The following is a 12,418-nucleotide window of genomic DNA, read 5'->3' as shown; positions in this document are numbered from 1 at the left end:
CACCTGTACTTAGCCCCTTCGGCGTTTGAGGAGCGGGGTCCGGGGCGGAGCCCCGGTTCGGGAAGGGGCGGGTCAGGGGAAGGAGACCCCCAGCCCCGCCCCCAGCAAGTCGAACGCCCGATCCGCATCCGCATGCGCTTCGACCAGCGCATCCCCGATCGCCCGCCCCGACGCGAGCTTCTGCCAATTCTCCTGCGCCAGCCGGTGATGCACGGTGATGATCTGCGCCGCCGCGAGCCCGGCGGTCAGCGCATCACCGCGACCTGTCTCCAGCAACGCCCCCGCCAGCAACTCCTCATCCCGCTCGGCGTAGCGAACGAGACGGGCGAGCAGGCTCGGCGTCCCGTAGAGCATGTCGTTGAACGCCCGCACGACCGGGTGGTCGTTGAGGCCCGTGATGGGATCGTGGGCGTCCAGGCGCGCGTGGTAGTGCGCGCGGAGCGCGCCCAGCGGGGACTGACCGGCCGCCCTGCCGGCGACGACGCGCGCCGCCTCGCCCTGGTGGTCGGCGATGCGATGCAGCGCCAGGTCCTCCTTGGCCGGGAAGTAGCGGAAGAGCGTCGGCTTGGACACCTCGACCGCCGCCGCGACGTCCGCGACGGACACCTGGTCGAAGCCGTGCTTCAGGAACAGCTCGATGGCCGTGTCGGACAGCGCCTGGCGCGTGCGCTGCTTCTTCCGTTCCCGCAGTCCCGTCTCATCGGTCACGGTGTCACTCTACCAGGTGACGTTACCCAGAATCTTTTGTTACTCGGTTGCGTTTTTGGCGGGGCAGGTCTTTCATGGACACATGACTTCGACAGACGTACCGACCGACGTACTGATCGTGGGCGCGGGCCCCACTGGCCTGACCCTCGCCTGCTCGCTCGCCCGCGCCGGCGCGGCCGTCCGCATCATCGACAAGTCGCCCGAGTTCCACCGGAGCTCACGCGGCAAGGGCCTCAACCAGCGCAGCCGCGAGCTCTTCGACGACCTCGGGGTGGGGGAGCGGGCGGCGGCGTCCGGCATCGAGCACATCACCTTGCGCAAATACCGCGACGGCGTCGCCGTGGCGGACCACGTCGCCTTCGCCGACCGGTCCTCGACCCCCGACACCCCCTATGCCAGCGGCCTGCTCATCCCCCAGTGGCGCACGGAGGAGATCCTGCGCGAGCGGCTCGCCGACCACGGCGTCCAGGTCGAACTCGGCTGTGAGCTGGCCGGGTTCACCCAGGACGCGGACGGCGTCGTGGCGACGCTCGCCGACGGCCGGCGGATCACGGCGTCCTATCTCGTGGGCTGCGACGGCGGCCACAGCCCCGTGCGCAAGGCGCTGGGCGTGGCCTTCGAGGGGGAGACCGAAGCCGAGGAGAGCATGGTGGTCGGCGACGTCCGCGCCGACGGCCTCGACCCGGCCTACTGGCACCAGTGGTTCGACGAGGACGCGGCCCTCATGCTCTGCCCCTTCCCGGGCAGCGCGCACTGGCAGTTGCAGGGCTCGCCCGAGCGCGACGCCGACGGGCGGCCGCTGCCGCCGTCGCTCGAGTCCTTCCAGCGGCTCTTCGAGCGGTGCGCCCGGATACCGGACGTGCGGCTGACCGACCCCACCTGGTTCTCCATATACCGCGTCAACGTCCGGATGGCCGACCGCTTCCGCGTCGGCCGGGTCCTCCTCGCCGGGGACGCGGCCCACGTCCACTCGATCGCCGGCGGCCTGGGGATGAACACCGGCATCCAGGACGCCTTCAACCTGGGCTGGAAGCTGGCCTTCGTGGTGCGCGGGCTGGCCGGTCCGGGGCTGCTGGACACCTATGAGGAGGAGCGGCTGCCGGTCGCGGCGTGGACGCTCGACCTCACCAACGAGCGGCTGCGCGCGGTCCTGGAGGGCGTCCGGGAGGCGGGCGTCGGCACCGAGGCGGTGGTCACCGACGACATCACCACGCTGGGCGTCGGCTACGGCTGGAGCTCGCTGGCGTGGGGCGGCCCCAAGGCGGGGGAGCGGGCACCCGACGCGCCCTGCCGGGACGCGGCGACCGGCAAGGGGATACGGCTCTTCGAGGTCTTCGCCGGGCCGCGCTTCACCCTCCTCGGCGTAGGGCCGACGAGCGCGAAGGCTCTGGCGGAGGTCCTCGCGGAAGCGGGGGAGAAGTACGACGGGATGCTGACCGTGCTGGGTGTCGACGACCACGAGGGGCACGTCCGACGGGCGTACGGGATCGAGGGCGACGGGCTCGTGCTCGTACGGCCCGACAACCACATAGCCCTGAGCGTGGCGGCGGACCGAGGCGCGGAGGTCATGGACCGGCTGGCGCGCCTCGGTCGCTGATCCGCACGGGGATCAGGCCTGGGCGGCGGACTTGACGGCGGAGATGTCGAAGGTGAGCTTCACCTTGTCGCTGACCATGACACCGCCGGCCTCCAGGGCCGCGTTCCAGGTCAGGCCCCAGTCGGAGCGCAGGATCTCGGCGCTTCCCTCGAAGCCGACGCGCTCGTTGCCGTAGACGTCCGTGGCCGAGCCGTTGAACTCCAGGTCGATGGAGAGGGGGCGGGTGACGTCCTTGATGGTGAGGTCGCCGGTGAGGCGGTAGCGGTCGCCGCCCACGCGCTCGGCGGCGGTGGAGCGGAAGGTCATCAGGGGGAACGCCTCGGCGTCGAAGAAGTCGCCGCTCAGCAGGTGGGCGTCGCGGTCCTTGATGCCGGTGTCGACGCTGTCGATCCTGACGTCGATGGCGGCGGTGGAGCGGGCGGGGTCGGAGCCGTCGAGGCGGAGGGTTCCCTCGTGCTGGGTGAAGGAGCCCTTGACGTTGGTGACCATCGCGTGGCGCACGGTGAAGCCGATGCTGCTGTGGGCCGGGTCGATGGTGTAGTCGCCGGTCAGCGCGGCGAGGGCCGGGTCCGTGTCGAGGACGGCGGTGGCGGTGGGGGCGGTGGCGGTGTCCCGCTTGCGGGTGAAGAGGCCCATGACTGCTCCTGGGGGTAGGGAAAGACAGAGAAAGGTTGTTTAACCTTCAATGAGATTGACGATAGCGCAATCTGGTTCAAGCTTCAACTACTCCGGGAGGGGAGTCGGCCGGACGCCCGCGGCAGGCGTCATTGCGCCCCGTGCGCCCCCGTGCCACCGTGTGCGCCGTGCCGTCGTCCACCCCCGCATGGACCCGCCGTGGCTTCCTCGCCGCCTCCGCCCTCGGCGCCCTCGGGCTGGGCGCCGCGCTGCCCGGAGCCGCCCTCGCCGGCCCGGAGGGCGACTTCGCCGGGCCGCGCCGCCGCTGGCGCGAGCTCACGCTCGGCGCCGGCTTCGACCCCGCCGCCGAGCCCTACGCCGGCGTCCTGCGGCGCACCGGGGAGCAGGCCCGCGCCCATCGTGCGAGCATGCGCCCCGCCGCCGGCTCGCTCTGGCCGGACGCGCCCTTCGACCCGCCCGCCGGGATCACCCGCAGCTACGCCCGGCTGTTCACCATGGCCCAGGCCCACGCCCAGCCCGGCACGGGCCTCACCGGGGACGCCGGTCTCGCCGCCGACGTCCTCGCCGGGCTCGACCACCTCCACGAGCGCGTCTACCACCCCGGGACCGTCCGCTACGGGAACTGGTGGGAGTGGCAGATCGGCAGCCCCCGGCTGCTGCTGGACACCGCCGCCCTCCTCCACGACGCGGTGGGCCCGGACCGGCGCGCCCGGCTGCTGGCCGCCGTCGACCACTTCGTCCCCGACTCGGCGATCGGCCCCTACACGGGCACCAGCACCGGCGCCAACCGCGTCGACCTGTGCCGGGTCGTGGCCCTGCGCGGCGTCCTGGGCGAGGACGCCGCCAAGGTCGCCCTCGCCCGCGACGCCCTCTCCCCGGTCTTCCCCCACGTCCTCAAGGGCGACGGGCTCTACGTCGACGGATCGTTCATCCAGCACACCTGGGTGGCCTACACCGGCACCTACGGCTGTGTGCTGCTCGACGGGCTCGGCCGGCTCTTCGCGCTGCTGCGCGGCTCGCGCTGGGAGGTCACGGACCCCAACCGGCGGATCATTCACGACAGCGTGGAGCACGCCTTCGCGCCACTGATCCACGACGGCCTGGTGATGGACTGTGTCTCCGGCCGCGCCATCAGCAGGGGCGTCCGGGCGGCCGAGCCGGACGGGCCCGTCCAGAGCGATCACCAGCGCGGCCACGCCCTCATCGCGGCCATCGCCCTGCTCGCGGCGGGCGCGAGCCCGGCCGAGCGGGAGCGCTGGCACGGCATGGTGAAGGGCTGGATCGCCCGGGACACCACCAGCCCCGTGCTCACCGACCCCCAGTTCGACGTCGCCGACCTCGCCCGCCTCGCCGCGATCGCCGCCGGGCCCGCGCCCGCCGCCCCGGAGCCCGTGGGTCACCGGCTCTTCGCCGCCATGGACCGGGCCGTCCACCGCCGCCCCGGCTGGACCGCCGCCATCGCCATGGCCTCCGACCGCGTCACCCACTACGAGAACGGCAACGGCGAGAACCCGCGCGGCTGGCACACCGGCGCCGGAATGCTCACCTGGTGGGGCGCCGGCCACACCGGCGGCCAGGGCACCGGCGGCCAGTACACCGACGCCTTCTGGCCCACCGTAGACCCCTACCGGCTGCCCGGCACCACCGTCTCCGCCGTCCCCCTCGCCGACAACCAGGGCGGCGGCTGGGGCGCCCCCAAACCGGCGGCTCGCTGGGTCGGCGGCGTCACCGACGGGGAGTACGCGGCCGTCGGGCAGCACCTCAAAGGGCTCGGCTCCACCCTGGAGGCCCGCAAGTCCTGGTTCTGCGCGGGCGACGCCGTCATCTGCCTGGACGCCGGGATCACCGCCCGGGACGGCACCGGCGTCGAGACCGTCGTCGACAACCGCAACCTCGGCGCCACCGGCACCCCCGCCCTCACCGTGGACGGCGAGCCCCAGCCCGGCCACGACGGCTGGAGCGAGTCCTTCGACCGCGTCCGCTGGGTCCACCTCGCCGGGCACGGCGGCTACGTCTTCCCCGGCGGCGCCCCGCTCACCGCCCTGCGCGAGGCCCGCACCGGAGCCTGGCGCGACATCAACGCCGACGGCTCGCCCACCCCCCTCACCCGGCGCTACCTCACCCTCCTGCGCCCCCACGGCATCGACCCCGAGGGCGCCTGCCACGTCCACCTGCTGATGCCCGGCGCCGGCCCCCGCGCCCTCGCGGACCGCGCCGCCGATCCCGGCTGGCTCTCCGTCCTCGCCAACACCGGGGACGTCCAGGCCGTCCACGTCCCCTCCCTCGGCCTGACCGCCGCCAACTTCTGGGCCCCCGGCACCGCCGGCCCCCTCACCACCGACACCCCCGCCTCCGTACTCCTGCGCCACGACGGCTCCACCGCGACCCTCCACATCGCGGGCCCCCTGCGCACCGGTGATCCCATCGATCTCATATGGCATTACCCTGTGAGGAACGTCACATCTCGCGACCCCGCCGTGGAGGTGCTGGAAACGGGATCCCTGGTGCGGCTGAGGATCCGGCCGGGCACCGCCTGCGCCCCGCACGGCTGCCGGCTGGCCCTCCGCGCCGCACCCCGGCCCACGCGGAGATCGCTGGTCAAGACACACGGATGACCGCTGTGCCGGGCCACATTTGTGGAGTGTTCACAGCGTGGGACCCGCCCCCGCGCCCAAGGGGCTGATAAGACCCCTGCGCGGTTCTGTGCCGCCTGCCCACGAAAACACGCGCGACGTTGTGTGGAACCGACATGATGTTCCGGGCGGCCCGCCACGTACCGTCTTTCCATGAGCAATCTCGAAGGTGCGCCCGTAGAGGCGAGTGACGTCCGTGGGCGCGTCGCCGAGCTGCACGCCATCCGCGAGCAGGTCCGGCGAGGTCCGAGCGAGCGGGCGACCCAGGCGCAGAAGGCCAAGGGAAAGCTGACCGCTCGCGAGCGCATTGAACTTCTCCTCGACGAGGGCTCCTTCACCGAGGTGGAGCCGCTGCGGCGGCACCGCGCCAGCGGGTTCGGGCTGGAGGCCAAGCGCCCGTACACCGATGGTGTGATCACCGGGTGGGGAACCGTGCACGGGCGGACGGTGTTCGTCTACGCGCACGACTTCCGGATCTTCGGCGGCGCGCTGGGCGAGGCCCACGCCACCAAGATCCACAAGATCATGGACAAGGCCATCGCGGCCGGTGCCCCGCTGGTCTCCCTGAACGACGGCGCCGGCGCCCGCATCCAGGAGGGCGTCTCGGCGCTGGCCGGCTACGGCGGCATCTTCCAGCGCAACACCAAGGCCTCCGGCGTCATCCCGCAGATAAGCGTGATGCTCGGCCCCTGCGCGGGCGGCGCCGCCTACTCCCCGGCGCTCACGGACTTCGTCTTCATGGTCCGCGACACCTCCCAGATGTTCATCACCGGCCCCGACGTCGTGCGCGCGGTCACCGGTGAGGAGATCACCCAGAACGGCCTCGGCGGCGCGGACGTCCACGCCGAGACCTCCGGCGTGGCCCACTTCGCCTACGACGACGAGGAGACCTGCCTGGAGGAGGTCCGCTACCTCCTCTCGCTCCTCCCGCAGAACAACCGGGAGAACCCGCCCCGCGTGGAGAGCGAGGACCCCGCCGACCGGCTCGGCGAGGCCCTGCTGGACCTGGTCCCCGCCGACGGCAACCGGCCGTACGACATGCGCAAGGTCATCGAGGAGATCGTCGACGACGGCGAGTACCTGGAGATCCACGAGCGCTGGGCCACCAACATCATCTGCGCCCTGTCCCGGCTGGACGGCCGGGTCGTCGGCATCGTCGCCAACCAGCCGCAGTCCCTCGCGGGCGTCCTCGACATCGAGGCGTCGGAGAAGGCCGCACGGTTCATCCAGATGTGCGATGCCTTCAACATCCCGATCATCACTCTTTTGGACGTACCCGGTTTCCTTCCGGGTGTGGACCAGGAGCACGGTGGGATCATCCGGCACGGTGCGAAGCTGCTGTACGCCTACTGCAACGCCACCGTGCCCAGGATCTCGGTGATCCTGCGCAAGGCCTACGGCGGTGCGTACATCGTGATGGATTCCCAGTCGATCGGCGCGGACCTCACCTACGCCTGGCCCACCAACGAGATCGCGGTCATGGGCGCCGAGGGCGCGGCCAACGTCATCTTCCGCAAGCAGATCGCGGAGGCGGACGACCCCGAGGCCATGCGCTCGCGCATGGTCAAGGAGTACAAGGCCGAGCTCATGCACCCGTACTACGCGGCCGAGCGCGGCCTGGTCGACGACGTGATCGACCCCGTCGAGACCCGGTCGGTGCTGATCCGGTCGCTGGCGATGCTCGCGAACAAGCACGCGGACCTGCCGGCGCGCAAGCACGGCAACCCGCCCCAGTAAGACGTCCCGTACTGAAGCATCGGAGACATTCACATGAACGACACGCTCGTACGCGTCGAGAAGGGCACGGCCGACGCCGAGGAACTGGCGGCCGTCACCGCCGTCCTCCTCGCCCGCGCCGCCGCCGGCAACACCGCCGCCCCCGTCCGTCCCCGCCGCACCACGGCCCCCTGGCGCCGCCTGGAGCGCAGCTCCGGCTTCCGGGCGCCGCACAGCTGGCAGGGCTGACGAAGCACGCGCCACAACGCGACGAGGGCCCCTCACCGACCGGTGAGGGGCCCTCGTCGCGTCGCGGGGACCGCCGGGAACGCGAAGAGGTCCCCGCACTCCCTGAGGGAGTGCGGGGACCTCTTCGCATCCGAACTAGCGGAGCCGCGCCATCAGCGCGTGCTCGACGAGCGTGATGAGGGCGCTCTTCGCCTCGTTGCGGTGCCGGGCGTCCGTGGTGATGATCGGCGCGTCCGGGCCGATCTGGAGGGCCTCACGGACCTCCTCCGGCGTGTACGGCTGGTGTCCGTCGAAGCCGTTGAGGGCGATGACGAAGGGCAGGCCGCTGTTCTCGAAGTAGTCGACCGCGGGGAAGCAGTCGGCGAGCCGGCGGGTGTCGACCAGGACGACGGCGCCGATGGCGCCGCGCACCAGGTCGTCCCACATGAACCAGAAGCGGTCCTGACCCGGCGTACCGAAGAGGTAGAGGATCAGGTCCTGGTCCAGGGTGATACGGCCGAAGTCCATGGCCACGGTGGTCGTGGTCTTGTCCGGCGCGTGGGTCAGATCGTCGATGCCCGCCGAGGCGGAGGTCATCACGGCTTCGGTGCGCAGCGGGTTGATCTCCGAGACCGCGCCGACGAACGTGGTCTTGCCCACGCCGAAGCCACCCGCGACGACGATCTTCGCGGAGGTGGTGGAGCGGGCTGCCTCGCCGCTAGAGGTTCCGAAGTCCACTGAGCACCCTTTCGAGCAGTGTCACGTCAGGCTGACCGCCGGCGGACGCATCGCCGCCGGGCTGATGAATGGCGACGAGTCCGGCCTCGGCCAGATCGGCGACGAGGATTCGGGCGACGCCGAGCGGAATGGAAAGAAGTGCCGAGATCTCGGCGACCGACTTGATCTCACGGCACAGATGGCAGATGCGCTGGTGTTCCGGCAACTGCCCCTGGAGCTGGGACGGCTGGGCCGTGGTGTGCACCAGCGCCTCGATGGCGAGCTGGTACCGCGGCCGGGTCCGGCCGCCGGTCATGGCGTAGGGCCGGACCAGCGGGTTGTGCTTGCCGCCCGAGGAGGACGACGACGCGCGCCGGTGTGCTTGGGACGGAGGCGGTACGTGCGGGGCGCGCTGCTGCTCCGGCATGGCGTGGTGGCTTGGCGCGGAGGGGAAGTCGAAGCGGTTCAACGGGGGTTGGGCCTGCTGGTCACCGCCATACGGGTAACCGCCGGGGGGCGTTGCCACGTTTCCTCCTCCAACTTGCCTGTCTGCTGCCGGTCGCGCCACCGCACCCTACGGCGCGGTGGCGCGAAACGCACTGCCTCTTGATTAGTTGAGAAGGCTTCCCTGGAGTTCGGACCGGAGCTCGGGGGTGAGCACATTGCCCGCCCGGTCCACCAGGAGGGCCATCTCGTAGCCGACGAGGCCGATGTCGCACTCCGGGTGTGCCAGCACCGCGAGGGCGGAGCCGTCGGAGACGGACATGATGAAGAGGAAGCCGCGCTCCATCTCCACCACGGTCTGGTTGACCGGGCCGCCCTCGAAGATGCGGGAGGCACCGGCGGTCAGTGAGGTCAGGCCGGAGGCGACCGCCGCCAGCTGGTCGGCGCGGTCCCGCGGAAACCCTTCGGACATCGCCAGAAGGAGTCCGTCGGCGGAGACCACGACGGTGTGGGACACCCCTGGGGTGTTGTCCACGAAACTGGTGATCAACCAGTTCAGGTTCTGCGCCGCCTGGCTCATCGGGCTCACACTAACGCTCCTGATCGTAGGTGCCGCCGGGGCCGAAGCCCTGGTCGTGTTGCTGATGCTGCTGATGCGAGGGACCCGCCGGATGCTCCGAGGAGTCCGCTCCGTGCTCGCGTCCCTGCTGGATGCCCCGGCGAAGGTTGGCCAACCTGCCGCGGACGTCCTCCGGGGCGCGGGACACCTGCGGGCCCGTCTGCGCGGTCTGTTCCGCCTTGCCCTCGACCAGATTGGCCTTGGGCACCCGGCGGGGGAGACCGGAGGGGGTCACGCCGCCGGCCTTCGGCTCCCGGAGCTGCCCGGCACGCTGCCAGCGCTCGTCGTTCGCCGACTTCCAGTCGGGGCTGTCACCCTCCGCGGGTCGCGGTGGGACCTCCTGCCGGTACTGCTCCGGTTCTCCGCCGTCCCTCGTGGCCTCCTCGCCCGTCCCGTCCTGCTGCCACCGCTTGTCGCGGCGCGGCAGACCGGACCCGGTCAGCGAGGGGGAGCCGCTCGAGGCGGGGCCCGGACGGTCGAACTCTACGCGCTCCGGCTGGGCCGTGTCAGCGGACGGCTGGGATTCCGGTTCCGCTGCGTAACCCTGTCCGTACTCATGCTGGTACGGACCTGGTTCGGTCCACTGTCCTTGGTGACCGGGGGCGTACGCGTCGCCGTAGGTCCGCTGGTCCGGTACCGCCGGGTCCGCGTAGCCGGATTCCGGGTAGCCCGTACCGTCGAACTGCCGCGGAGCCTGGGGCTCCATGGATATCGGCTCCTGCGGCTGCGCGTGCGGCTGCTGCTGGAACGCGTCGGGCTGCCCGAACGGGTCCGGCTGCTCGAAGCCCTGCTGCTGCGGGACCTCGTCGCGGAAGAGCGGACGGTTCTCGCCGTTCTGCCCCAGCGCCGCGCGGCGCTGGTCGCGCATCAGCGAGCGGCCCACCGGGTCCATCGCCGCACCGGAACCGGGGGCGTCGGGGCGCGTCTCGTAGCGGGAGTCGTCGAAGCCGAGCTCGGCCGCGGTCGGGGCGTGGCCCACCGGTGCCTGCTGCATGATCGGCGCCTGCTGCTGGGGGACCATCTCGGAGACCGTGAAGTCGTCCTGGACCTGGTCCTCGCCACCGCCACCGTGGGTGATGGCGTCCGGCAGCATGACCAGCGAGGTGGTGCCCGCCTGCTCGCCCGAGGGGCGCAGCTGGACCCGGATGTCGTGGCGCGTCGCCAGACGGCCGACCACGAACAGGCCCATGCGCTGGGCGATCGCGACGTCCACGGTCGGCGGATTGGCCAGCCGGTGGTTGATGTCCGCGAAGTCCTCGGCGGTGAGGCCGATGCCCTTGTCGTGGATCTCGACCATCACCCGGCCGTCGGGGAGACGGGTGGCGGTGACGCGCACCTTGGTGTGCGGGGAGGAGAACGAGGTGGCGTTCTCCAGCAGCTCCGCGAGCAGGTGCACGAGGTCGGTGACGGCCCGGCCGTGGATCTCGGCCTCGGGCAGGCCGCTGAGCTCGATGCGCTCGTACGCCTCCACCTCGGAGGTGGCGGCCCGGAGGACGTCCACCAGCGGGATCGGCTGGTCCCAACGGCGGCCCGGCTCCTCGCCCGCGAGGATGAGGAGGTTCTCGCCGTTGCGCCGCATACGGGTGGCCAGGTGGTCCAGGCGGAAGAGGTTCTCCAGCTGGTCCGGGTCGGCCTCGTTGTTCTCCAGGTCGGTGATGAGGTCCAGCTGGCCCTCGATCAGCTTCTGGTTGCGGCGCGAGAGGTTGGTGAAGATCGCGTTGACGTTGCCCCGCAGACCCGCCTGCTCGGCGGCGAGCCGCACGGCCTCGCGGTGGACCTGGTCGAAGGCGCGGGCGACCTCGCCGATCTCGTCACGGGTGGTGATCGGGATCGGCTCGACCCGGGTGTCGACCTGACCGGGCTCGGTCCGCGAGAGCTGGTCGACCAGCGCCGGCAGGCGCTGCTCGGCCACGTCGAAGGCGGCGGTGCGGAGCCTGCGCATGCTGCGGCTCATCGAGCGGGCCATCCGGCCGGCGACGAAGAACGCGATCAGCAGCGCGAGGACCATGATCGAGGAGTTGACGATCGCGTCCTGCGTGGCCTCGGAGGCGACGCTCTCGGCCTCGTCCACGGCCTTGTCGATCTGGTGTTCCTCGACCGTGCGGTACGCGCCGAACTTCGCGGTGGAGGCCTGGAGCCACGCCTCGGGCGTGATGCCCTTGGCCTTCAGCTGGGCCGGGGTGGCGCCGGACATGATGGCGGCGGCCATCTTGTCCTGCTCCTCCACCTGGGCCTCGGTGGCCAGCGCGGCCTGGAGGCGCTTGATGTCGTCCTCCGTACCGCCCTGCTCGTACTCGCCGCGGGCGATGTACTCGAGGAAGTTGTAGGAGGAGAAGGCCGTCTGGAGGGTCTTCTGGTTGGCGGCGTCACCGGGCTTGATCAGCAGGTGGGCGCCGATGGAGCGCTGGAGCGACTCGGCGGCCTTCGCCAGGGAGACCGCGTAGACCATGCGGCCGTACGAGGTGACGTTGCCGGTGCCCAGGCCCAGCTCATTGGTGAACGCCATGAGGGGACGCTGGATGGCGCCGTAGCCGTCCTCGGTCTTCGCGCCCTCCAGGGCGGGCGTGTACGCGGCCGAACGCAGCTTGGGCAGCGTCGGCTCGGCGTCCCGCACGGCCTTCAGACGGCGCTTGAGGCTCGGGGTGTCCGGCATCTTCTTGACGGCCGCGTCGAATTCGGCGCGCGCCGCGTCCGTCGCGGCCCGGGCCTTCTTGACGCCCGCGTCGTCGGTCTCACCCGCGAGCAGCGGCTTGGCGCTGATGTCGCGCTCGTCGATGACGGCGTGCGCGTAGGTGGCCGCGGCCCGCACCAGACGGGCGGTGTTCGCCGCGTCCGCCGCCTCGCTCCAGGTGTCGACCCGGCTCTTCACATCGAGCCCGCCGAACACCAGGGCCACGAGGACCGGGATCAGGAGGATCGCGTTCAGGCGGACCGGCACACGCCAGTTGCGGGGCGAGAATCTGCTGCCGCCGCCCGTGGGCGCGGCGGGGGAATCGGGCATGTCGGAAGGCGGCACCGCTGTGCGCGACGGCGGGGTGAAGTTGCCCCGCGCGTCCCGCGTCTGCTGCGCGGCGCCCGTCTTTCTTCGCCTCACTCGACCAACAACCTCTCGGCGTCGGC

The 12,418-nt window shown here is 71.5% G+C and carries 10 protein-coding genes; 4 read left to right on the top strand and 6 right to left on the bottom strand.

The window, feature by feature from the left end; genetic code table 11:
* Positions 1–72: 72 nt before the first annotated feature.
* A complete protein-coding gene (locus IE096_RS11100) occupies positions 73–708 on the bottom strand; it encodes a TetR/AcrR family transcriptional regulator (protein ID WP_189451204.1) in 636 nt (211 codons plus the stop codon).
* 82 nt (positions 709–790) lie between these two features.
* Between IE096_RS11100 and IE096_RS11095 the strand changes: the two genes are divergently transcribed.
* Positions 791–2,305, top strand: a complete 1,515-nt coding sequence (locus IE096_RS11095; protein ID WP_189451202.1) for an FAD-dependent monooxygenase — start codon at positions 791–793, stop codon at positions 2,303–2,305.
* Between the two features lie 12 nt (positions 2,306–2,317).
* Here IE096_RS11095 and IE096_RS11090 read toward each other — a convergent pair whose 3' ends face one another.
* Positions 2,318–2,941: a YceI family protein gene (locus IE096_RS11090; protein ID WP_189451201.1), complete on the bottom strand. Its 624-nt coding sequence runs from the start codon at positions 2,939–2,941 to the stop codon at positions 2,318–2,320.
* A gap of 158 nt (positions 2,942–3,099) precedes the next feature.
* Between IE096_RS11090 and IE096_RS11085 the strand changes: the two genes are divergently transcribed.
* The 3 genes from IE096_RS11085 to IE096_RS11075 all read left to right on the top strand — a co-directional run bounded on the left by IE096_RS11085 (position 3,100) and on the right by IE096_RS11075 (position 7,539).
* Positions 3,100–5,556 (top strand): polysaccharide lyase 8 family protein, encoded by a 2,457-nt coding sequence (locus tag IE096_RS11085; protein WP_373298111.1) that lies wholly within the window; start codon positions 3,100–3,102, stop codon positions 5,554–5,556.
* Between the two features lie 171 nt (positions 5,557–5,727).
* Positions 5,728–7,311 (top strand): acyl-CoA carboxylase subunit beta, encoded by a 1,584-nt coding sequence (locus tag IE096_RS11080; RefSeq protein ID WP_189451197.1) that lies wholly within the window; start codon positions 5,728–5,730, stop codon positions 7,309–7,311.
* Positions 7,312–7,344: 33 nt separating this feature from the next.
* A complete protein-coding gene (locus IE096_RS11075; protein ID WP_189451195.1) occupies positions 7,345–7,539 on the top strand; it encodes an acyl-CoA carboxylase subunit epsilon in 195 nt (64 codons plus the stop codon).
* A 135-nt stretch (positions 7,540–7,674) separates the two neighbouring features.
* Here the strand turns inward: IE096_RS11075 and IE096_RS11070 are convergent, their stop codons facing one another.
* The 4 genes from IE096_RS11070 to IE096_RS11055 form a co-directional block, all read right to left on the bottom strand.
* Positions 7,675–8,256 carry a GTP-binding protein gene (locus IE096_RS11070; protein WP_099201035.1) on the bottom strand — a complete coding sequence of 194 codons (582 nt, stop codon included), beginning with the start codon at positions 8,254–8,256 and terminating at the stop codon, positions 7,675–7,677.
* Positions 8,237–8,761: a DUF742 domain-containing protein gene (locus IE096_RS11065; protein ID WP_189451193.1), complete on the bottom strand. Its 525-nt coding sequence runs from the start codon at positions 8,759–8,761 to the stop codon at positions 8,237–8,239. Before IE096_RS11065 ends, IE096_RS11070 begins: the two co-directional genes overlap by 20 nt.
* Before the next feature lie 84 nt (positions 8,762–8,845).
* Positions 8,846–9,259: a roadblock/LC7 domain-containing protein gene (locus IE096_RS11060; protein ID WP_126918236.1), complete on the bottom strand. Its 414-nt coding sequence runs from the start codon at positions 9,257–9,259 to the stop codon at positions 8,846–8,848.
* 10 nt (positions 9,260–9,269) lie between these two features.
* On the bottom strand, positions 9,270–12,392 hold the full coding sequence (locus IE096_RS11055) for a sensor histidine kinase (protein ID WP_373298080.1): 3,123 nt from the start codon (positions 12,390–12,392) through the stop codon (positions 9,270–9,272).
* Between the last annotated feature and the right edge of the window lie 26 nt (positions 12,393–12,418).

Source organism: Streptomyces abikoensis, from assembly GCF_014648775.1.
Classification (GTDB): Bacteria; Actinomycetota; Actinomycetes; order Streptomycetales; family Streptomycetaceae; genus Streptomyces; species Streptomyces abikoensis.
This window is presented reverse-complemented; position numbering and strand designations above follow the sequence as displayed.

What these genes read in the sequence shown, in the direction of transcription:
- IE096_RS11075 (WP_189451195.1), top strand. Translation starts at nt 7,345, where the DNA reads ATGAACGACACGCTCGTACGCGTCGAGAAGGGCACGGCCGACGCCGAG.
- IE096_RS11060 (WP_126918236.1), bottom strand. Translation starts at nt 9,259, where the DNA reads ATGAGCCAGGCGGCGCAGAACCTGAACTGGTTGATCACCAGTTTCGTG.
- IE096_RS11095 (WP_189451202.1), top strand. Translation starts at nt 791, where the DNA reads ATGACTTCGACAGACGTACCGACCGACGTACTGATCGTGGGCGCGGGC.
- IE096_RS11080 (WP_189451197.1), top strand. Translation starts at nt 5,728, where the DNA reads ATGAGCAATCTCGAAGGTGCGCCCGTAGAGGCGAGTGACGTCCGTGGG.
- IE096_RS11090 (WP_189451201.1), bottom strand. Translation starts at nt 2,941, where the DNA reads ATGGGCCTCTTCACCCGCAAGCGGGACACCGCCACCGCCCCCACCGCC.